General features: G+C 40.2%; 21 protein-coding genes. 14 read left to right on the plus strand and 7 right to left on the minus strand.

Features of this window, described 5'->3' with window-relative positions; all coding sequences use genetic code 11:
- The first annotated feature begins 2 nt into the window (after positions 1-2).
- The 4 genes from BWX39_RS04945 (at position 3) to BWX39_RS12425 (ending at position 2,102) form a co-directional block, all read left to right on the plus strand.
- Entirely contained in the window at positions 3-650 is a 648-nt protein-coding gene (locus BWX39_RS04945) for a phosphoribosylanthranilate isomerase (protein ID WP_028904666.1), read from the plus strand.
- Between the two features lie 22 nt (positions 651-672).
- The gene (locus BWX39_RS04950) at positions 673-1,245 is read left to right on the plus strand and encodes an anthranilate synthase component II (protein WP_028904665.1); all 573 of its coding nucleotides are present in this window, start codon (positions 673-675) and stop codon (positions 1,243-1,245) included.
- Positions 1,246-1,263: 18 nt separating this feature from the next.
- Positions 1,264-1,827 carry a UpxY family transcription antiterminator gene (locus BWX39_RS04955; protein WP_028904664.1) on the plus strand — a complete coding sequence of 188 codons (564 nt, stop codon included), beginning with the start codon at positions 1,264-1,266 and terminating at the stop codon, positions 1,825-1,827.
- Positions 1,828-1,904: 77 nt separating this feature from the next.
- Entirely contained in the window at positions 1,905-2,102 is a 198-nt protein-coding gene (locus BWX39_RS12425) for a hypothetical protein (protein WP_076123245.1), read from the plus strand.
- A 267-nt stretch (positions 2,103-2,369) separates the two neighbouring features.
- Here BWX39_RS12425 and BWX39_RS04965 read toward each other — a convergent pair whose 3' ends face one another.
- From BWX39_RS04965 to uvrB, 4 genes are all read right to left on the minus strand, one after another.
- Entirely contained in the window at positions 2,370-2,987 is a 618-nt protein-coding gene (locus tag BWX39_RS04965) for a DNA alkylation repair protein (protein WP_028904663.1), read from the minus strand.
- On the minus strand, positions 2,984-4,954 hold the full coding sequence (locus BWX39_RS04970; protein ID WP_028904662.1) for a dipeptidyl-peptidase 3 family protein: 1,971 nt from the start codon (positions 4,952-4,954) through the stop codon (positions 2,984-2,986). Before BWX39_RS04970 ends, BWX39_RS04965 begins: the two co-directional genes overlap by 4 nt.
- 23 nt (positions 4,955-4,977) lie before the next feature.
- Positions 4,978-5,430 carry a helix-turn-helix domain-containing protein gene (locus BWX39_RS04975; protein ID WP_028904661.1) on the minus strand — a complete coding sequence of 151 codons (453 nt, stop codon included), beginning with the start codon at positions 5,428-5,430 and terminating at the stop codon, positions 4,978-4,980.
- Positions 5,431-5,905: 475 nt separating this feature from the next.
- Positions 5,906-7,951 carry an excinuclease ABC subunit UvrB gene (gene uvrB, locus BWX39_RS04980; RefSeq protein ID WP_028904660.1) on the minus strand — a complete coding sequence of 682 codons (2,046 nt, stop codon included), beginning with the start codon at positions 7,949-7,951 and terminating at the stop codon, positions 5,906-5,908.
- 126 nt (positions 7,952-8,077) lie between these two features.
- Between uvrB and BWX39_RS04985 the strand changes: the two genes are divergently transcribed.
- The 10 genes from BWX39_RS04985 (at position 8,078) to BWX39_RS05040 (ending at position 18,438) form a co-directional block, all read left to right on the plus strand.
- On the plus strand, positions 8,078-8,911 hold the full coding sequence (locus tag BWX39_RS04985; RefSeq protein ID WP_028904659.1) for an outer membrane protein assembly factor BamD: 834 nt from the start codon (positions 8,078-8,080) through the stop codon (positions 8,909-8,911).
- 23 nt (positions 8,912-8,934) lie between these two features.
- Complete coding sequence (locus BWX39_RS04990; protein WP_014710018.1) at positions 8,935-9,282, plus strand: DNA-directed RNA polymerase subunit omega; 348 nt, start codon at positions 8,935-8,937, stop codon at positions 9,280-9,282.
- Entirely contained in the window at positions 9,279-9,731 is a 453-nt protein-coding gene (locus BWX39_RS04995; protein ID WP_028904658.1) for a DUF4293 domain-containing protein, read from the plus strand. Before BWX39_RS04990 ends, BWX39_RS04995 begins: the two co-directional genes overlap by 4 nt.
- A gap of 102 nt (positions 9,732-9,833) precedes the next feature.
- The gene (locus BWX39_RS05000) at positions 9,834-10,817 is read left to right on the plus strand and encodes an HU domain-containing protein (RefSeq protein WP_028904657.1); all 984 of its coding nucleotides are present in this window, start codon (positions 9,834-9,836) and stop codon (positions 10,815-10,817) included.
- A gap of 6 nt (positions 10,818-10,823) precedes the next feature.
- Positions 10,824-11,354 carry an FHA domain-containing protein gene (locus BWX39_RS05005; RefSeq protein WP_028904656.1) on the plus strand — a complete coding sequence of 177 codons (531 nt, stop codon included), beginning with the start codon at positions 10,824-10,826 and terminating at the stop codon, positions 11,352-11,354.
- A 552-nt stretch (positions 11,355-11,906) separates the two neighbouring features.
- A complete protein-coding gene (locus BWX39_RS05020) occupies positions 11,907-12,683 on the plus strand; it encodes a cell division ATP-binding protein FtsE (RefSeq protein WP_028904655.1) in 777 nt (258 codons plus the stop codon).
- A 21-nt stretch (positions 12,684-12,704) separates the two neighbouring features.
- On the plus strand, positions 12,705-14,021 hold the full coding sequence (locus BWX39_RS05025) for an aspartate kinase (protein WP_028904654.1): 1,317 nt from the start codon (positions 12,705-12,707) through the stop codon (positions 14,019-14,021).
- A 7-nt stretch (positions 14,022-14,028) separates the two neighbouring features.
- Entirely contained in the window at positions 14,029-15,234 is a 1,206-nt protein-coding gene (locus tag BWX39_RS05030; protein WP_028904653.1) for a glycosyltransferase, read from the plus strand.
- Positions 15,234-16,397 carry a glycosyltransferase gene (locus BWX39_RS05035; RefSeq protein WP_028904652.1) on the plus strand — a complete coding sequence of 388 codons (1,164 nt, stop codon included), beginning with the start codon at positions 15,234-15,236 and terminating at the stop codon, positions 16,395-16,397. Before BWX39_RS05030 ends, BWX39_RS05035 begins: the two co-directional genes overlap by 1 nt.
- Positions 16,398-16,425: 28 nt before the next feature.
- On the plus strand, positions 16,426-18,438 hold the full coding sequence (locus BWX39_RS05040; protein ID WP_028904651.1) for a fructose-bisphosphatase class III: 2,013 nt from the start codon (positions 16,426-16,428) through the stop codon (positions 18,436-18,438).
- A 509-nt stretch (positions 18,439-18,947) separates the two neighbouring features.
- On the opposite strand, the gene BWX39_RS05045 is transcribed toward BWX39_RS05040, so the two are convergent.
- Genes BWX39_RS05045 through BWX39_RS05055 form a run of 3 tightly spaced genes read right to left on the minus strand, consistent with a single transcriptional unit; the run spans position 18,948 to position 21,610 of the window.
- Positions 18,948-19,436, minus strand: a complete 489-nt coding sequence (locus BWX39_RS05045; protein WP_028904650.1) for a dihydrofolate reductase — start codon at positions 19,434-19,436, stop codon at positions 18,948-18,950.
- Positions 19,437-19,460: 24 nt separating this feature from the next.
- Positions 19,461-20,255 (minus strand): thymidylate synthase, encoded by a 795-nt coding sequence (locus BWX39_RS05050; RefSeq protein WP_028904649.1) that lies wholly within the window; start codon positions 20,253-20,255, stop codon positions 19,461-19,463.
- 8 nt (positions 20,256-20,263) lie between these two features.
- The gene (locus BWX39_RS05055; RefSeq protein ID WP_028904648.1) at positions 20,264-21,610 is read right to left on the minus strand and encodes a methyltransferase RsmF C-terminal domain-like protein; all 1,347 of its coding nucleotides are present in this window, start codon (positions 21,608-21,610) and stop codon (positions 20,264-20,266) included.
- Between the last annotated feature and the right edge of the window lie 4 nt (positions 21,611-21,614).

Below are 21,614 nucleotides of genomic sequence, written 5' to 3' on the forward strand. Positions count from 1 at the left end.
ATATGATTATAAAAGTTTGTGGCACCCGTGAAGCCGAGAATATTCACGCTTTAGCAGAACTTGGAGTAGATTGGATAGGCTTTGACTTTCGCCCAGATAGTCCGAAGTTTGTACGACAAATATCGTCTCGTGTGGGCATAATTCCCGATTATGGCAGTCGTGAGGCAGCAATGGGCAAGGAAACTGTGCAGAATGAATCTGCCGATGGGTGTTTCCTACAACGCTTTGGCGTGTTTGCCGACGATATGCCGCAGAATATTGTAACACGAGTAGTGAACTTCAAACTCACTATGGTGCAGTTAGATGGCGAGGAGAGCAGCGTTATGGTAAACAATCTTCGTTCTACACTCGACCCAGATATTCGTGCAGGCATCAATATAATGAAGACCTTACACATTCAATTGGTTGAAGACCTAATGCAAACACGAGAGTACGAAGGTACAGTAGATTATTTTTTGTTTAAGGTAGACACAGCAAAGGTCGATTTAAACGTTATCAAAACCTATACAGGCAGTACGCCTTTCATAATAGGAAACGTTGCGTTGGAACAGATGGATAAGCTAAAAGCCTTTCAACACCCTATGTTTGTCGGTGTAGATTTAGACGATTGTGCAGATGTGCAGACCGCAATAAAGACTTTGACTGAATAGAATGGATACGCAAGACGATACTATGAAGAAAGTAAAGTGTGTGATAATAGACAATTACGATTCGTTTACTTACAACTTGGTTCATCTTTTACACGAATTGGGAGCTGAGGTTTCAGTGAAGCAGAACGATAAGTTTGCTTTGGAAGATTTGGAAGAATACGATAAGATAGTGCTGAGTCCCGGTCCTGGCGTACCTTCTGAAGCAGGTTTATTGCTCGAAGTTATTCGTCGCTATGCTGCTACCAAACCCATGTTGGGCGTATGCTTGGGGCATCAAGCCATTGCAGAAGCCTTTGGTGGAAAGATAGAAAAGCTGTCAAATGTATTCCACGGAGTAGAAACACCGATAAATGTAGATACGCATACAAGTTTGTTCAACGGCTTGCCCACACAGTTTTCGGTTGGCAGATACCATAGTTGGGTGGTTTCAAAGGACAGTTTCCCCTCTGAATTGGAGGTGATTGCTGAAACTGCTGATGGATTGATAATGGCTTTGCAACATAAGGAATACGACTTGTATGGTATTCAGTTTCACCCAGAAAGCGTGCTGACACCAATGGGAAAAGCCATTGTAGAGAACTGGTTGGCTATCTGAAAAATAATTGTAGTTGCTATGGAAGAGAAACAGGAAAGATATGTTGATACGATAACAGACGATAAAAACGATTGGTATGCCATTCGTTTATACACCACGAAACAAGAAGAAGTGGCGCAGTTTTTTACTGAAAAGGGGATAGAAACTTTTATTCCAAAACAATATGTAGCTGAAGAGGACAAGCAGGGTAGGGTGCATCAGAAGCTGAAACCTGTTGTGCGCAACCTTCTTTTTGTTAAGAAGACAATGGAAGATACCGATTTTAAACGTTTAGTATACGAATCAAACTTTAAGATGAGCGTACTGACAAAGGCAGAAGACAATAGCAAGTACAGCTTAATTCCCCACGACCAGATGTATGAATTCCGTTTAATGTGTAATCCTGATGTTCATATTCGCAAATTCATTTCTGCCGAAGAAGCCCGCTTGAAGGCAGGCGATGCAGTGCTTGTGAAGTTCGGTCCACTGAAAGGAATGACAGGAAGGCTGGTTCGTTCCAGCAAAAAGTATTATCTACTCAAGGAGATTCCAGGCATTGGCGTTATGTTGAAAGTGTCGCGTTGGTGCTGTGTGCCTCAGTAGAAAGTTAATGGGAACGGTCTGCTTTATGAACGAAAAGAAGATAATAAAGCTGTAAATATTTTTCATGAACATAACTATTGCATAACTTGTTCGTTATCAGTGTATTGCAAAACCTATTCTTTTGCATTCCAAAAGCGGCTGTTTTGCACGGTAAAAGCGTAGGTTTTGCATTGCAAAAGAGCCGCTTTCGCAACGTTAAAGCGCAGTTATCACTTTTTAACGGAATAATCTTTACAAAGCTATTGCTCAGCCTACCAAATGACCATTATGCCTAAAAGATTGAACAGCCATACACGCTCCTAGCTTTCGTTGCGTAGCAACATTAAAAGAAGGGAGTAGAAGTTCCCACTGCAGCTGCGCGGAATACGAAGCGATAACTTAAATCCGTGAAAAGAACAGCGACAGGAATAGAAGCTGTTACACCGCCCATTGCGTTCCCGCTGATTCTTCCAATATTAAACTTTCATAGTTTCAAAAAGAAGAAGTATCAGATTTATTGAAACAGCCGATACCCTCTTTATGGTGTTACAACATTTATTTGCTTACAATATGTTGAATTTCCTTAATGCCTTTTTGGCTATCATTTCATATCCATTGCCTAAATCGCAGAAGCGCATTACACAGCGATAAGCGGCTTGTTTCGTGGGTAAGTCGTTACCGCTAAGGGCAACTTCCGCCTGGTCGAGAAACTCGTTCATACCTCTTTCGTTAGGTTCTTTACCATCAGAAAACAGACAAGCTAATGTCTGAAAACCACACATCTGGTATAAACTCTTATCGGACGCAAGACATTGGTAAGCCAACGATGGGGCAAAATCTAAATGCCGAAGCAGGTTGAACGAAAGAAGTTCTGCGATTTCCTGTGTCGGTACTTGTTCCAACCAAATGTCTACGATTTCGGGCAGCATCTTCTCGGCTGGCATTATGTAGGTTGCAAGTATCTTACATTCGCGGCTATTCTCTTTCCAAAGAGCAATCGCCAAGTCGTAATCCTTGCCATATTCTTTTGCTATCTTTCGCAGATTAATCAAATCTATTCCCCAATTTACTTTGTATTCTGCCCCTTTTTCACGCATTGACTGAGCAGTAACACCATTCATAAACAAGCGAAACGATTGCTTTATCTGCTTTAGTTTATTGTGTGTTTCTTCCGTTATCATAAACTATAATCTTTTGAATATCTCATCATTTGGTCTGAGTAAGTTTCTGTATAATCTAAATTTACATCAACTATTTCGTTATCAGAATCAAACTCTAAGCTCATTACAGGATTTATAAAACCTTTATAAGGTGCTATATTTAGGCGTTCATAGCGTTCCAAAACCTCACTATGAAGTGCCTTATCTACCTTTACGGCATAGCCTTCGACAAGTTCTCGTGCCTTATCGAAATCACCCATGCTCTTTATTCGTTGTATCTCTACAAGCTGTTGAGCAAATATCTGACGTAATGCAGCATAGTCGTTAATACGCACAAAGGTTTTAAATTCATTCGTCGCACTATCGGATAGTTTCACAAACTCTATTACATTCTTCTCCTTACCCAATTCGTATGCCCACCAAGCAATTAAAGCACGGTTCTGCATATGCGATTCTTCTATTTGCTTATCGGGTTTAATGCGGGCTAACTGCGTCATCAAGCCATTCATTATGTAACTATAATATTGCGCTTTGAAAGCTTCTTCCGAGTTTAACAGTCCTAATTCCAACAGCTTTTCGTCTGCCATATAGTAGAGTCCGAACAAGTCTGCCCTTGCTTCTTCTATCGTATTACCATAATTTTTAAGCGAATCGGGGTCGGTGTCAGGAAGCAGTTTGCCGCTACCGTGTCCTAAACATTCGTGCAAATCCGTATGCAGTTCATCGGTTAAATTGCCATAAGTATCTATCAATTCACGTGTTTGAGCATCAATAACAAACTCCTCTATGAATCCATTGCCTTTTGCTGCCCTGTCGTAAGCATGTGTAAGATTGGAGATGGTAACACTTTTTGAACCATATTCTGCTCTAATCCAATCGGCATTTGGAAGATTTATACCGATAGCCGACGCAGGATATTCATCACCTCCAAGCATTGCTGCACACACAACATTGGCAGTAACTCCCTTCACCACTTCTTTCTTGAAACGCTTGTCCACAGGAGAATGGTTTTCAAACCACTGTGCATTAGTCGAAATAGTTTGCGTTCGCTTTGTTGCTTCTAAGTTCTTGTAGTGCACTATGCCCTCCCATGAGCCTTTTAAGCCAAGCGCATCGCCATAAACTTCGATGAAGCCGTTGATGAAATCCACTTGTCCGTTACATTCTGTAACCCATTTAATGGAGTATTTATCGAAGTCTGCAAGGTTGCCCGAGGTATAATAAGCAATAAGTAAACGGATTATCTCTTTCTGCTCGTTGTTCTCGCAAAAGGCAATTGCCTTGTTTAACCAATGAATAATCTGCTCTATGGTTTTGCCATAACGCCCATTCAGTTTCCAAACAATTTCTTCGAGCGTGCCCCCACGTTTTACCAAAGTAGAGTTTAAACCAAACGACAACCGCTTATCGTCAGCAGTTTCTTTCTTTTCCGCATAGAAACGCTCCACCTCTTCTTGGGTAACGCCTTCATAATAATTGTTTGCCGATGTTTTTATTACGTCTGCTCCTTCTGCCTTGTTTACCCGTTTGGGCATACACGCAGGATTGAATATTACTTCGCTTAACGTATTTATATAGTATGTGAGAGATTCTTCTGCATCAAGACCTAACTTTTCCTTGCCAACTGAACCCAACGCTTCGGCAAAATAACTGCGCGAAAATGCAGGAACAAACTTATCCATTGCATAATGATGATGGATTCCACTGGCAAACCAAACTTTCTTCAAGTACAGTTCCAAGGCTTTAAAATCGTCGCTATCCTCTTTATATTTTTCTGTAACGATACATTCTAAAGCCTTTCTTATCTGCAAGTTATACTTACCGAACTGATGAAAAGTTATATCGCGTCCCCACAAAGTAGCTTGTGCAAGACAGTATATATAGAGTTTTTGTGTTAGCGTAAGGTCTTCAAATCCATCTAAACGATAGCGCAACATTTGTATGTCACCAAATCGTTCAGATGAATAACTAAAAGAATCTTCATTCATTTGCGTTGTAGTTTTATTCACTTTTACTTCACTCCGTCCTTGTCGGCAGCGTTTTTGCTTGCCGATTTCTGAGCACTCAATTTGTACTCACGGGGCGTCATTCCGTTTATACGATAGAAAGAAGCATAGAACGATTGGCGATTAGAAAAGCCGACCATATCGCTAATATCCTCCATATTCAAGTCCTTGTACTTTTCTGATGAAAGAATATTCATAGCCTCTTCTATTCTGAATTTATTTACAAATGATGTATAGTTCATGTTGAACTTTACGTTTACCACTGCAGAGATGTATCTTGTGTTGGTTTTCAAATCTTCCGCAAGTTGCTTTGCAGAATAGTTCTTATCCCGATACCTCTGTTGAAAGAGTATTATATTGAGGATTTGGTCCTTCAACTCTTCCATTAACTTTTGACTCACAAGGCCACGATATGCAGCCGTTTTTGTCTTCTTTTCTGTTATATTATACTTTCCCATAAATAGTTAAGCTTTAGATAAGTTACTGTTAAGTTGTTTCTTCTGCAAATATAAATATTTTTTTTTACAAAGTCAATTATTAATCAAACTTTTTTTTTAAATATATAAATTCATAACATAAAAAGAGGCAAAATGAAGCATTTAGGTCTAGAGCAATAATTAATTTTTTAGCAATTGAGAAGAAAGAAAAGGAACTTTATTTTAGGGCAAAAGAGTTTTTTTATCTGTAAATGTTTTTCACAGGCGTAGTTGTTGTGTAACTACTTCATTATCAAAATGTTGCAAAACCTATTGTTTTGCATTCCAAAAGCGGCTCTTTTGCACGGTAAAAGCGTAGGTTTTGCGTTGTAAAAGAGCCGCTTTCGCAATGCCAAAACGCAGTTATCACTTTTTAAGGGATTTATCTTTACAAAATAGAAGATATTCTAAGCCATATCGGCACAAAAAAGATAGAAAGCCCTACAATACTTTTCGATTAAACCGTTTTTTGCTCCAACTCTGCTTGTAAGCGCAATATTTCATCACGATACTGTGCAGCTTGCAAGAAGTCGAGGTTCTTGGCAGCTTCTTTCATCAGTGCTGTTGTATTCTGAATACTCTTTTCAAGCTGTTTTCTTGTCATTTTCATAACAATAGGGTCAGCCACCATTGCAGTTCCTTCTTGCGGTATGTTGTATGTTTGCGATTTCTTCTTGTCAATCGTAACGTTTGGTGTCATAGAAGTATCGCCCACAGGTAGTATTTCTTTTATAGAACGTCTGATTTGAGTTGGCGTGATATGGTGTAATTCGTTATATTTTAATTGCTTTTCACGCCTGCGTAATGTTTCTTCAATAGTTCTTTGCATACTTTCTGTAATGGTGTCGGCATACATAATAACCTTTCCATTTACATTACGTGCAGCCCTGCCTGCGGTCTGTGTAAGACTTCTATGGCTACGAAGAAAACCTTCTTTGTCGGCATCGAGTATTGCTACCAACGAAACCTCTGGTAAGTCTAAGCCTTCACGTAAAAGGTTTACTCCAACAAGAACGTCATAAATTCCACTGCGTAAGTCGTTTATAATTTTTATTCTATCCAAACTTGCGACGTTGCTGTGTATATAGGCAGCTCTTACTTCGTGATTTAAAAGATACTCAGTTAGTTCTTCTGCCATTCGTTTCGTGAGTGTCGTAACAAGAATACGTTCCTCTTTTTCCGCCCTTATCAGAATTTCTTCCATTAAGTTATCAATTTGATTTTCTGATGGACGAACTTCTATTTCGGGGTCGAGCAAGCCTGTTGGGCGTATAAGTTGCTCTACCACGACGCCTTCAGCTTCTTCTAATTCAAAGTTTGCAGGGGTTGCCGATACATAAATAATTTGCTTGATGAGGCTATGAAACTCTTCAAACCTTAGCGGACGGTTGTCGAATGCCGCAGGTAAACGGAAACCAAACTCTACGAGATTCTTCTTTCTTGCCCTGTCGCCACCATACATAGCCGAGATTTGAGGAACGCTTACGTGGCTCTCATCAATTATAATAAGGTTGTCTTCGGGGAAAAAATCCAAGAGACAATAAGGACGTTGGCCAGCTTCTCTGCCATCGAAATAGCGAGAATAGTTCTCAATTCCTGAGCAGTGACCTAACTCCTTTATCATTTCTATATCGTACTCTACACGTTCCTTAATGCGTTGAGCTTTAATACTATCCCCTATTTCATTAAAGAAATCAATTTGTATTGTCAGGTCGTCTTGAATTTGTCGGATAGCATTTTCGGTTTGCTCCTTTGATGTAACAAAAAGATTGGCTGGGTAAACCTCGTATTCTTCAAATGTGCCTAAACGGTGATAAGAAACAGAATCCACCTCTTCTATGGCATCTATTTCATCGTCCCACCACGTAACTCTTAATATATTGTCGCTGTAAGCCATTGCTATATCAACCGTATCTCCCTTTACACGGAAATTGCCACGCTGCAAATCAATATCATTTCTAACGTATAGAGCATTTACGAGTTGTCTTAAAAAGATGTTACGGTCGAGTATTTGCCCTTTCTTTATCCTTATTACATTGTCTTTCATGGCGACAGGACCGCCCATACCATAAATACAGGATACCGATGAGACCACAATTACATCTTTTCTGCCCGACAATAGCGAAGAAACTGCTGAAAGACGGAGTTTGTCAATCTCATCGTTGATTGCCAAATCTTTCTCTATATAGGTGTCGGTTGAAGGCATGTAAGCCTCTGGCTGATAATAATCGTAGTACGAAACATAGTACTCCACCGCATTTTGAGGGAAAAAGCCTTTCATTTCCTCGAAGAGTTGGGCAGCCAAAGTTTTGTTGTGCGATAGAATTAAAGTAGGTTTGTTTACGTTGGCGATGACATTTGCCATTGTGAAAGTCTTGCCCGAACCTGTTACGCCTAACAGAACTTGACTTTTATCGCCACGTTCCAATCCCTCTGTTAATTCCTTAATTGCCTCTGGTTGGTCGCCAGTGGGCTTGTATTTTGATGTCAGTTTAAAGTCCATTGCTAAGTACAAAGTTAATAAAAAACTGCAGATTATAGATAATTAAAAGTGATTTTTTGCTAAAAATGCAGTAACAGCTTTGTTAATTATGGAATTATATGTAACTTTGCATCTCAAAGTGAATTTATGAAGAAGAATATTCTCATTACATTTATTCTGTCGCTTCTTCTCACAAGTTGCGCACAAGAATACAACCAAGTGTATAAAAGTACAGACCATACATACAAGTATGAGTACGCAAAGGAGTGTTTCGCAAAAGGGAAATACAGTTTTGCAGTGCCCCTGCTTCAGGATTTAGTAACTATTCAAAAAGGTACTGACAATGCGCAAGAGTGCCTCTATATGCTTGCAATGGCAGAATATGGGTTGCGCGATTACCAAGCTGCTTCAGAAGCCTTTAAGAAGTATTATCAAACCTATCCGAATGGAGAGTATGCAGAAATGGCTTCTTTCTATATTGGACAGAGTTTGTATGAGGGAACTCCAGAGCCTCGCTTAGACCAGACTCCAACCGTTGCAGCAATCGCAGCATTCCAAGATTACTTGGATTTATACCCAAATGGAAAGATGAAAGGAACTGCACAGCAACGATTGTTTGCTTTGCAAGACAAGCTTATTCGTAAGGAATACTTAAATGCAAAGTTGTATTACAATCTCGGTTCTTACTTTGGCAATTGCGGAAACGATGGCGGTAACAACTATGAAGCATGCATTATTACAGCTCAAAATGCTTTGAACGACTTCCCCTATTCTTCGCTTCGAGAAGATTTTGCCATTCTTGTAATGAAAGGTAAATACGAGTTGGCGCAGATGAGTGTTGAAGAAAAGAAAGTGCAACGCTATCAGGACGCAGAAGATGAATGCTACGGCTTTATAAACGAATATCCTGATTCTAAGGAACGTTCAACTGCCGAAAAGTATATAGAGAAGTGTAAGCAATTTACTGCAAAAGCAAAATAGAAATATAAAACAAGCATAAATAAATGGATTACAAGAAATCAAAAGCACCTGTAAACACAGTAACTCGTGATGTGGTAGAACTTTGGAACGAAACAGACAACGTTTATGAAAGTGTTGCCATCATTGCAAAGCGTGCTAATCAAATTTCAGTTGAAATCAAACAAGACCTCAGTAAGAAACTTGCGGAGTTTGCTTCGTATAGCGATTCTTTAGAAGAAGTGTTTGAAAATCGTGAGCAAATAGAGATTAGTCGTTACTACGAGAAACTTCCAAAGCCAACACTGTTGGCTACTCAAGAGTTTTTGGACGGTAATGTTTATTGGCGCGACCCATCGAAAGATGGCTTAGAGAACGAAGAAACTCAAATATGATACAAAGAAAGCAAACTATCTTCTTGTTCTTATCGTTCATAGTTCTTGCCATTTGCCTTTGTATGCCTATTGGTTTGTTAGAGCCAAGCGGCATGGGAATATCAAGTAAGATGACAAACTTATGGATAGTAGACGGAAATGGAGTGAAAGACTTTAAGGTGTGGCCCTTGTTCGCTACTCTGTTGATAACACTTCCACTGCATTTGTTTGTTATATTTGATTATAAGAATAGGAAACGCCAAATACTTTTTTGCAGCATTACAATATTCCTTGTAATAGCTTGGCATCTTGCCTATTTGCTTATAAGTCAATTTATGATGGGCGAACTGAAGCTTCATTTTGAATATGGAGCGTGCCTACCATTCGTTTCGCTGATATTGTTGATATTAGCAAGAAATGCAATCAAGTCCGACGAAGCACTTGTACGTGCAGCAGATAGAATAAGATAATTATCGTATCCAACCAAACAAAAACTTATTATCATAACTGGTAATAAGTTTTTTGTGTTTATAGTTTGGAGGTTAAGAAGAATTTTACTAAATTTGCAGACAATGCTAAGAATAGACCGACATATTGAAATATTATTATTGGAAAATGATTGTATCATTGTCCCAGGACTTGGTGGCTTCGTTGCATATCATAGCGAAGCACGATACGAGCAATCTGATAATATCTATCTCCCACCTTATCGTACTGTCGGTTTCAACCCTGTGTTAAGAATGAATGACTCTTTGCTTGCTCAATCGTATATTGAGGCTTACGACCTCAGTTATCCAGAAGCAATGAGAGAAATTGAAACAGAGGTTGATAGCATTCTCAAGACTTTAGAGGAAGTTGGGCAACTTGAGCTGAAAGGACTTGGTGCACTTAAGCGTGAGGGAGATAATAAAATCGCATTTGAACCTTACGAGGGTGGATTATTAACCCCTAAATTCTATGGCTTCAGTAGTTTTGAAATAGCAAAATCAAGCAATGTTGCCAATATAGATATAGAAAAGACATCTATTCGCGAAAAGGTAGAAAAGAAACCGCAAGTTATTTATATAGATACCAACAACCAAGGTGATAAGCGATTAAGCGTCAGTCTTAAAGCAGTGAAAGACCTTGCAGTCGCAGCTGTCTTGATTTCTTTTGTCTTTATCGTCGGACTTACCGCTGAAAAGCATAACACGCCCCAACGTCAAGAGGTTAAAAGCGGTATGTTCTATAATATTTTCGATTCAAATAATATCAATAAAAACCAACCTACTACCTCCAAAGGAAAGGTTATTTCAAAAAACGAAACACCTGTTACGCCTTCCAAACATTATTGGAGTTTAGTGTTGGCAAGCCATATAACGGAAAGAAATGCCAAATCCTTTGTAAAGAAACTATACAGCAATGGTTTTGCCGATGCTTGCGTTTACACGGGCGCAGGTAGCACAAAAGTCGTATATGGAAAATATAGAAGTGCTCAGTTAGCAGCCGAAAAACTTAATAATCTTAGAGGTAATGCCAACTTCAAGCAGGCGTGGATATTGGAAATAGGAAAATAAATATATATGAAAAGAGTACGCTGCCCCAAGTGTAAAAACTTTATTACTTTTGATGAAACGAAATATTCAGTAGGCCAAAGACTTGCTTTTGTATGCCCCAATTGTAATAAGCAGTTTGGAATCAGATTGGGAGTATCTGCTGCTAAGCGTGCTCAGAAAGTAGAAAACGCTCCACAAGAAACAAGCGAAGAAGTTCTCGATTATGGTTCATTGCATGTAATAGAAAATGTTTTTCATTACAAGCAGATTTTGCCATTGAAGTTAGGAGAAAACGTCATAGGACGTTATATGAAAGGAAACCCCATAAACTGTCCTATTGAAACCGACGACCCAAGCATGGATATGACGCATTGTACCATCAATGTATCGAAAAATGCAAAAGGAAAGTTGGAATATGTATTGAAAGACGGCCCTTCTTATACAGGTACATTTGTCGATAACGAAATTCTTGCAGACAATGAACGCCGTAACATCTTTGACGGAACGCTTTTCACGATAGGTGCCACAAGCATTATCCTCTATGCAGGAAAGGAATAAAAGAAGACGTTGGAACTTCCCATATCATAATCTTTCTTTTATTATTGTTCGCTAAAACTTCTTACATCAAATAATATTCGGACTGAGTTCCATACAAGGAGCTCAGCCCTTTTCTTTACCATTGATTTTGTAAAGATAAATCCCTTAAAAAGTGGTAACTGCGATTTGGCATTGCGAAAGCGGCTGTTTTGCGATGCAAAACCTACGCTTTTACCGCGCAAAAGAGCCGCTTTTGAAACGCAAAACAATAGGTTTTATAAAACGCTGACATATAGATAGTTATACAATAGCCATGTTTGTGAAAAATATTTACACGCCTTTCGCCGTTTCCACTTATATAATAAGCTACATTGCAGCTAATTTTAGTTTTAACTGATAATAATATTCTGAAACGAGTATTCATAACGTTTGTTTATCGACATTTCAGACGCTTCATTGGCAACACTTTAACTTTTAGCAGACGCCAATATCTTTTTTTACATAATAATAAGGTAAATCATTTTTTTTTCTTATCTTTGCATAAGATATAATGAATCCTCAAAAAGACATACAATGTTAGTAGATTATAATAAAGTAAATATTTTCCAAGACGAAAAACAAGTACTTAGAAATGTAGACTTTCAAGTTAGTGAAGGAGAATTTATCTATATTATAGGTAAAGTCGGTTCGGGTAAAAGTTCTTTGCTAAAGACTATTTATTGTGAACTTGATATTTATGCCGAAGATGCTGAAAAGGCAAATGTCTTAGAACAATCTCTATTAACACTGAAACGTAGCCACGTACCAGCACTTAGAAAGCAAATGGGTATTATATTCCAAGACTTTCAGTTGCTTCACGATAGGAACGTATTTAAGAATCTTGAGTTTGTTATGAGGGCAACGGGTTGGAAAGATACCCAAGCCATTAATCAAAGAATAAACGATGTTCTTGGTGAAGTTGGTATGCTTGACAAAAAAGAAAAGATGCCAAGCGAACTTTCGGGTGGCGAACAACAGCGTATTGCTATTGCACGGGCTTTGTTAAACCGTCCAAAGATAATTATCGCAGACGAGCCTACTGGAAATCTCGACCCAGAAACAGCTACAAATATTGTAAGCATACTGAAGCGTGCTTCTAAAGACGGAGCTGCCGTTATTATGTCTACACACAACATTCATCTTCTCGAGCAATTCCCAGGAAAAGTGTTTAGATGCAAAGACGGAGAGTTCAAGTTGGTTACCGACAATGCAGAAACAAAGGATTTGGAAGAAAGCAACGAACCGATAGAAACGATGATAGAGCCTCTTGACTTTGTCGATGATGAGGAGGCAACTCCGAACGAAGAATAAAACAGCAAGCAGAATACGGTTATGAAAGTAATGAAATTTGGCGGCACGTCAGTTGGTTCACCCGAACGAATGAAGGAGGTTGTAGACTTGGTGCTTAGAAATAATGAACCAGTGTTTGTTGTTCTTTCTGCAATGAGTGGCACGACAAATACACTTATAGAGGTTGCAGACTATTTGTACAAGAAGAATCACGAAGGTGCGAATGAAGTTATCAATAAATTAGAGCAAAAGTATTTGTCGCATATTGACGAACTTTATTCTACCAACGAATACAAAGAGAAGACTCTCAAGCTATTTCAAGAAGAATTTAATTATCTGCGTTCTTTCACAAACGATATTTTTACTTCGTTTGAAGAAAAGAGCATTGTTGCACAAGGAGAGGTTTTATCAACCAATATGGTTGTAAACTATTTGCAGGAAAAGGGAATAAAAGCAAAGCTATTGAATGCCCTTGACTTTATGCGTACAGATAAAAATGCCGAACCAGATGCTGCCTACATAAAAGAAAAGCTTTCTGCTATTATGGCTGACAATGCTGACTACCAGGTTTATATAACACAAGGATTTGTCTGCAAGAACGCATACGGCGAAGTTGATAACTTGCAACGTGGTGGTTCTGACTATACAGCTTCGTTGGTAGGGGCAGCCATCAACGCTGAGGAAATACAAATATGGACCGATATTGACGGTATGCACAACAACGACCCGCGCATCGTTGATAATACGGAAGCGGTTCGCCAGTTGAACTTTGAAGAGGCGTCAGAACTTGCTTATTTTGGTGCAAAGATACTTCACCCCACCTGTGTTCAGCCTGCAAAATATGCTGGAATACCTGTAAGACTGAAGAATACAATAGAACCAGATGCAGATGGCACCATTATAAACAATGTAATGGAACACGGAAAAATCAAAGCCATTGCAGCAAAAGACAATATTACCGTAATAAAGGTTCGCTCCAGCAGAATGTTTGGCTCTCCTGGATTTCTTCGCAAAGTGTTCGAAGTGTTCGAAAGTTATCAAGTATCTATCGACCTTATTGCTACAAGCGAAGTTGGAGTTTCGGTAGCAATCGAAGATGCGACTCACTTGGAAGAGATAACCGACGAGCTAAAGGCTTGCGGCACAGTAACTATTGATGCCGATATGTGCATTGTTTGTGTTGTCGGCGATTTAGCTTGGGAGAACATTGGATTTGAGATTATGGCTGCCAACGCACTGAAAGATATTCCTGTGAGAATGATTAGCTATGGTGGAAGCAATTACAATATATCATTTTTGATTAAAGGAGAAGACAAGAAGCACGCGCTTCAATCTTTATCAGCTGCCTTGTTTAATTAAATAGATAATGTTTATAATTGATACATATACGATTATCGTTTCGGCAATGTTACTTTCAGTAGCATTGCTAACATCTTTTATAAATCCATTTTTCAGAAGACCAAAGTTGTCAGAACCATATTGCAAAGAGGTTGCGGAAGAGGCTCTGACGGAAGAAACAGAAATCATAGAGCAACGAGAAGTTGTAGAAGAAGAAAAGCAATATCCGCCCGTATCAATTATTCTTACACCCAACGACGATGCATTGGCACTGTCAAAGAACTTAAACAAGTATCTAAACCAAGATTATCCAAACTACGAAATAATTGTAGTTGTACCCAAAGGTGATGCGGAAACAGAAGATATTCTGAAAACCTACGCTGGCAACTCGCGACTTTACACAACGTTTATCCCTTCCACTTCTAAGTATATGAGCAGGAAGAAACTTGCAATAACGCTTGGTGCAAAGGCTGCAAAATACGAGTGGCTTCTCGTTTGTGATATTTTCTGCGCGCCACAATCCAAACATTGGTTATCTGCTTTGGCACGAAACTGCAAGGAAAATGTCAATCTTGTAGCGGGATATACAAACTATGATGGCGAAGCACCAGATTTTTGGCGATTTGAACGTTTCTATATATCGTGCTATCTTATGCGTGAAGCCCAGAAAGGAACGGCGTATGCCTGGAATTCCAATGCCTTATTATTTAAGAAAAGCGAGTTTCTTGCTGCAGAGGGCTTTAGAGGTAACCTGAAATATGTGCGTGGAGAGTTCGACTTTATAGTTAATAAGTATGCGCAGAAAGGTGCAACTGTTGTAGAAAACTCTATTGATGGAACACTCATAGAAGAAACTCCCACCTACAAACATTGGATAAACAAGCACCTTTTCTATATAGAGACCCGACAGCATCTTAAAAGAAGTATGGCGCATCGTCTATGGTTCTATATTGACCAACTTGCTATCTACATCAACTATATTTTTATCATTGCAGGTTTGGTTTATTCCATTATAACTGCAAGATGGATAATCTCTATCGCAGCAGCTTTAGCATTGGTTGCAACGTTCATACTGCGAATATCAATAGGCAAGAAGACTTTATCGTTATTCAATGAAGATATTCCGTCTTGGAAAATTATTCCATACGAGTTGCGCCTTATATGGCAAAACCTTGGATACAAAATAAAATACTGGCGAGCCAATAAATACGATTTCATTTCTCACAAACTATAATGCGAATATTGCATTTTACATACAAGATAAAAAAAGGAGAACTTCTCTCTGACTATCTAACACTACTGATTACAAACGAAAAAGGGCAATCAGCAGAAGTTGAGGTGGCAACTACCAAGAAGGAGTTTAGTAAGATGCTGTCAAGTTTCAAACCCGACATTGTACATATACACACGTGTTGGAAACTGAATGCTTTTGCTTGTGCCAAGAAAGCCAAACGTAGTGGCTGTGCATTGCTTTTCTCGCCTCATGGTGAACTTTCTCCTTTGGCAATGAAGTCGGAAGAGCCATTACGCAAGAAGATTCGCACTGTTGCTTACCAACGCAAAACAGTGCTAATGGTTGATGCTGTCCTGGCAACATCGAAGAAAGAAATGAATGATATTGCCCAACTTGGTTGGAATAAGCGTATAGATTTCGTGCCTTCGTGCCTGCTTAATCGTTCTATTTCTGCCAACGAAATGGCAACAAACGTATTACAAGTTTACACAAAAGTTATTGACACAAGGTACAGGCGGTATATGGACAGCCTTGAATGGCAATGCTTATGTGCCATATTGCATACAGGCTTGCAGCAAGAACCAACTAATAAGATTATACCGAGCAATCGTTTATTAGAACTTCGTGGGCTTACTCCTCAACAATGGCAACGAATGCTTATCTGTGCAGACGAAGAGTTTGTGCGCAATTACGTTGATATCGGTGTCGAGCGTTTACTTCTTGTAACACCCAATATTGAAACATCGAAGATTTTAAGGTATAAACCTTATATGCAGAAAGCAGAAGGTGAACTTGAAAGGACAAAGATAGAAACAAACAACTTCTTCGCTAAAAGCCGCTATGAAAATGCCAAAGAGGAGGAAGAAGATACGATAAAGCAAATTACTACAATGCTGGCGAATGCGAAAGTATTGCTGAAACAGAAAAGATTTAGTTTGCTTCATTTATCGCAGATGTATCAAATCATACGATTTGAAGATTACGATGAGGACAGACTTTTAGTTATTTTGCGTCGTATGCGCTTATTGAAGTTTGCCCGTCGTATGGTGCATATACTTTCAGAGTATTTGTATCTGGAAGACGGCTATGCGCCTTTTGCACCCTTGAACGATAAAAAGGTGCGCCCAATAATAGAGAGTATAATAAACAAGGATAAGTACTAATCAACGAATTATTAACGGAGAATTGACTATGACAAACGAAATTTATGATTTAAAGAAAGACGAACGCTATTTGCAGTTGCTGTCTCAATCGTTTCCAACAATTGCAGATGCAAGTACGGAAATCATAAACTTGCAGGCTATATTGAATTTGCCAAAGGGCACAGAGCACTTCTTGGCAGACATTCACGGAGAACACGAAGCATTCCAACACGTCTTGAAGAATGCGTCGGGAAACATTAAGAGAAAGGTGAACGACCTTTTTGGCGATACGCTGCGCGAGTCGGAAAAGCGAGACCTTTGTACACTCATTTATTATCCCGAGCGAAAGATTGAGCTTGTGAAGAAAGCGGAAAGCGATATAGAGGATTGGTATCATATTGCCATTCACCGTCTGGTCAGAATATGCCGAGATGTTTCAAGCAAATACACAAGGTCTAAAGTGCGCAAGTCGCTCCCTGTCGAATTTTCTTACATCATTCAGGAACTTTTGCACGAAAGTTCTGCCGACAAGGACAAGACGGATTATGTAAGCACAATTATTTCGACGATTATCTCAACAGGCAGAGCCGATGACTTTATCACAACGATTTGTAATGTCATTCAGCGTCTTGCCATCGACCATCTGCATATTTTGGGCGATATATACGACCGTGGTCCTGGCGCACATGTCGTTATGGATATTTTAAGAAACTATCATACGTGGGATATAACTTGGGGCAACCACGACATATTGTGGGCGGGAGCCTGTGCCGGTAATGATGCTTGTATTTGCAACGTGATAAGAATTGCCCTGCGATACGACAACATGGACACCATTGAGGACGGTTACGGCATTAATCTAATGCAGCTGGCAACTTTCGCAATGGACGTTTACGGCGACGACCCTTGCATTGAATTTATGCCGAAAGTTACAAATCCCGAAAAGGTTGACGACAAGAGCATATTGCTTATTGCACGTATGCACAAGGCAATTAGCGTAATTCAATTCAAGATTGAGGCGCAGATGATAAAGAAATATCCTCATTGGAAGATGAATCATCGCTTGTTGTTTGAAATGATAGACTACAAGAAAGGGACTATAACCATTGGTGGCAAGGAGTATAAACTTACATCGTGCAACTTCCCTACGGTAGACCCCAAGCACCCAGAAAAACTCACGCAGGAGGAACAAGCATTGATGGAACGACTCCATCATTCGTTTACTGTGAGCGAAAAGCTGCGCGAGCACATTCTTCTCCAGCTTCGCCACGGTTGTATGTATAAGGTGGTAAACAACAACCTGCTTTACCACGCCTCTATTCCATTGAACGAAGACGGTACGTTGCGTGAGGTTGAAATCGAACCAAAGAACTTTGCCAAAGGTAAAGACCTTCTACACAAGGTGGGAATGATTATCCGCCGTGCTTTCCAATCGCAAACCACCGTAGAGCGCAGCAAGATGTACGAGTATGCCGTTGACTATTTCCTTTATCTGTGGTGCGGTCCCGATAGTCCGCTTTTCGACAAGGCTGCCATGACAACCTTCGAACGCTACTTCATCAAGGAGAAGGAAACACATCACGAAGAGAAAGGGTTCTACTTCAAGTTCCGCGAGCGTGAGGACATCGCCGATATGATTATGGAAGAGTTTGGCGTGAACAGTGCCACGGGACATATTATCAACGGCCACGTCCCTGTCCATGTAAACAAGGGCGAAAAACCCATCAAAGCCAATGGAAAACTTATGGTCATCGATGGTGGTTTCTCGGAGGCTTACCATAAAGAGACAGGTATTGCAGGCTACACGCTTATTTACCACTCTCGTGGCTTTGAACTTGTTCAGCACGAACCATTTGCATCGGAAGAAGATGCTATTACCCGTGGTATCGACATCGTTGGTACTACACAGATTGTAGAGCTGAACCAGCGTCGTTTGAAAGTGGCTGATATGGATAAAGGTACAGAGCTGAAACTTCAAATCGAAGCTTTAGAAGAATTGCTCTATGCGTATCGCCATGGCTTCCTGGCAGAAAGCGAAAAGAAAAACCCACCAAAAATGTAAGTAAAACATATTCTTATAAAAGCCCCTAAGTTTATTTCGAGAAACTTAGGGGCTTTCTTCAATATGATGTCATCAAATAACATATCATTTCTTCTTCTGATTTACAAGGTATTTGTTAGAGAAAAGATTATGCTTTTATTGCTGAAAACATCTCTCAAAACATCTTTGGTTTTGTAAAGATAATTCTGAAGGAAAACAATAATTTCGTTTTGACGTTGCGAAAGCGGCTCTTTTACAACGCAAAACCTACGCTTTTACCGTGCAAAAGAGCCGCTTTTGGAATGCAAAACAATAGGTTTTACAATACGTTGATAATAAGATGGTTACACAATAGATATTCTTGTGAAAAATATTTACACCTTTGTTGTCCGTTTTCTGTCTATAAAATACGAGAAAATCTTTCTGCTTATAGGATATTCAAGTTCTATTGTTTTTTGCATCGAAACTTCTATTGTTCTCGCTTCTGATGAAATATGGCGTTATATCTTATATTGTATCTCGCTTTCGTTTTATTTCTTTCTAACGTAGTCCACGTATGCGTAGGCAGGAGTGTCGGCAGTTTCGGGACGTTCTTGTTTTGTTTCTACTTCCCACGTACCATCGTTATATTCTGGGAAAAATACATCAGCGTGGGGCGGAATACCCTCTATTTCGGTTAAGTAGAGGCGGTCGGCGATAGCCAAACCTTCTTTGTACAGACTTGCGCCACCTATGATGAAAGCTTCTTCGTTGTCGGCAATATGCTTTAAAGCTTCATTAAGAGAGGTGTAGACGTCGCAACCGGGGAAGTCGGTTTCGGTGCGGCTCAGTACGATATTCCTGCGATTGGGCAATGCTCCTTTAGGGAGCGAATGGAATGTGCGCCGTCCCATAATAACGGTGTGTCCTGTTGTAAGTTCTTTAAATCTACGCAGGTCTTCTTTAATGAAGTAGACCATATCGTTGTTGTAGCCGATGGCACGGTTCTTTGCCACTGCTGCTATAATGTTTATCTTCATATTTCTGTGTTTGTTATTGTTTCTTTAAACCGATACTTCGGCTGCAATGTGTGGGTGTGGGGTGTAGTCGGTCAGTTCAAAATCCTCGTATCTGAAGTCGAAAATGCTTTTTACATCAGGGTTGATTCTCATCTTTGGCAGTGGGCGCGGCGTGCGTGTAAGCTGCAACTTTGCTTGTTCCAAATGGTTCAGATACAAGTGTGTGTCACCCGTTGTGTGTATAAAATCGCCTATTTCCAATCCTGCAACCTGCGCCATCATCTGCAGCAACAGTGCGTAGGAAGCGATGTTGAACGGCACACCAAGGAATGTGTCTGCCGAACGTTGGTAGAGCTGAAGCGAGAGTTTTCCGTTGGCCACGTAGAATTGGAACAAACAATGGCAAGGAGGCAATGCCATATCCTCTACTTCTGCTGGATTCCAAGCCGTAACGAGCATACGGCGAGAGTTCGGATTGTGGCGCAAAGCGTCTACAACTTGCTGAATTTGGTCGATAGTTCCTCCCTTATAGTCTGGCCACGACCGCCATTGATGTCCGTAAACAGGACCAAGCTCGCCGTTTTCGTCTGCCCATTCGTTCCATATCCTTACCCCATGTTCTTGCAGGTACTTCACGTTTGTATCGCCTTTCAAGAACCATAGCAACTCGTAGATAATGCTTTTCAGATGAAGTTTCTTCGTTGTGAGAAGTGGAAAGCCGTCCTGCATATTAAAGCGCATTTGGTGTCCGAATACCGATAATGTGCCTGTACCTGTGCGGTCGCCTTTCTGCACACCTTCGGTTACGATGCGATGAAGTAGGTCGAGATATTGTTTCATGTTGTTGTCTATGTTAGAATGATTTGTTCATTGGGAATATGGCTGCTTTTAATGCGCCATTCTTGTGGATAAAGATTGTTGGCACGGTTGCCAAGATTGTTGGCAAAACCAATGGCGTGGCTGCGATACACAAGGGTAACAATGCCTTTGGGAGCAGTTGCAGGAAGCACGATGGCTTCGTGGCGTAAATATTTTATCGCAGTTTCGTAGTCTATTTCCACATCAGCAAAGGCACTTCTGTCGCCATTTATCGAGAGTGCCAGACTGTGGTCGGGTATTATTTTCTTGCCTTTCGTCGTGCCTTGCTTTACTCCGTGTGCCATAACTTTCAGCTTCTTGTTGGCTTCTGCTACAAGTTTCTCTGCATTTGGCTCAAGGTTTGTGCTTGTTCCACCTTTCTTTATAATAGCCATAAACAAGCCTTCACCCTGCGTAAAGCCAGGAATGAACCGATAAACAGGGAATGGTTCGCCTGTCTTCAACGGATTTTCAATAAGCGAACCCGCTATGTTCCAAGCCTTTTCAGTTGGTACTTCTAATAGTTCTGCATCGTATTCGTTCAATATCCACGCTATATTTTCTTCGTTTTCGTGCGCGTTGAACGTACAAGTGGAATAGATAAGCAATCCTCCTGGCTTTAGGTTGTCCCATATATCTGCTATAATCGTGCGTTGTAGTTGCCAACAATTTGTTACATTTTGCTCGCTCCATTCAGCGATAGCTTGTGGGTCTTTGCGAAACATTCCTTCACCAGAGCAAGGCACATCGGCTACAACCACATCGAAAGCGAGTTTTGTTTTCTTGTAATCTCTTGGGTAATTGTTGGTAACAACCACATCAGAGTGCCCGAACTTCTGCACATTTTCTGCTAAAATCTGTGCACGTTTATTGATTGGCTCGTTGGAAAACACGATGCTGCCCTCTGCTATTGCTGTTCGTGCACAGGTGGTTTTGCCTCCGGGGGCGGCACAAAGGTCGAGTAGGGCAACGGGCTTTTTAACCAAACAGCGCAAGATATGCGAGAGAAACATAGAAGAAGCCTCTTGAACATAATACAGTCCTGCATGGAATAGCGGGTCGAACGTAAAGTTGGGACGTGCATTCAGATAGAAACCTTCCTTGCACCAAGCTACGGGAGTGGGCGCGAAGCTATCAGCAACTTTTGTTGTTTCGCTCGTTTTAAAAGGGTTTAGACGTATGCTGACAGGCGAAGGTTGCTGCAATCCTTTGCAAAAAGCGTTGTAGCGTTCCTCTCCAAACAGTTTTTTTGTGTAAACTTCAAAAGCCGTTGGCAGAGTAGTTCCAACGAATTCTTGTTTTAAAACGGTTTCGATAGCTTGCTTATTCTCACTCATTATT

The sequence above is a fragment of the Prevotella intermedia ATCC 25611 = DSM 20706 genome (genome assembly GCF_001953955.1).
GTDB classification, from domain to species: domain Bacteria; phylum Bacteroidota; class Bacteroidia; order Bacteroidales; family Bacteroidaceae; genus Prevotella; species Prevotella intermedia.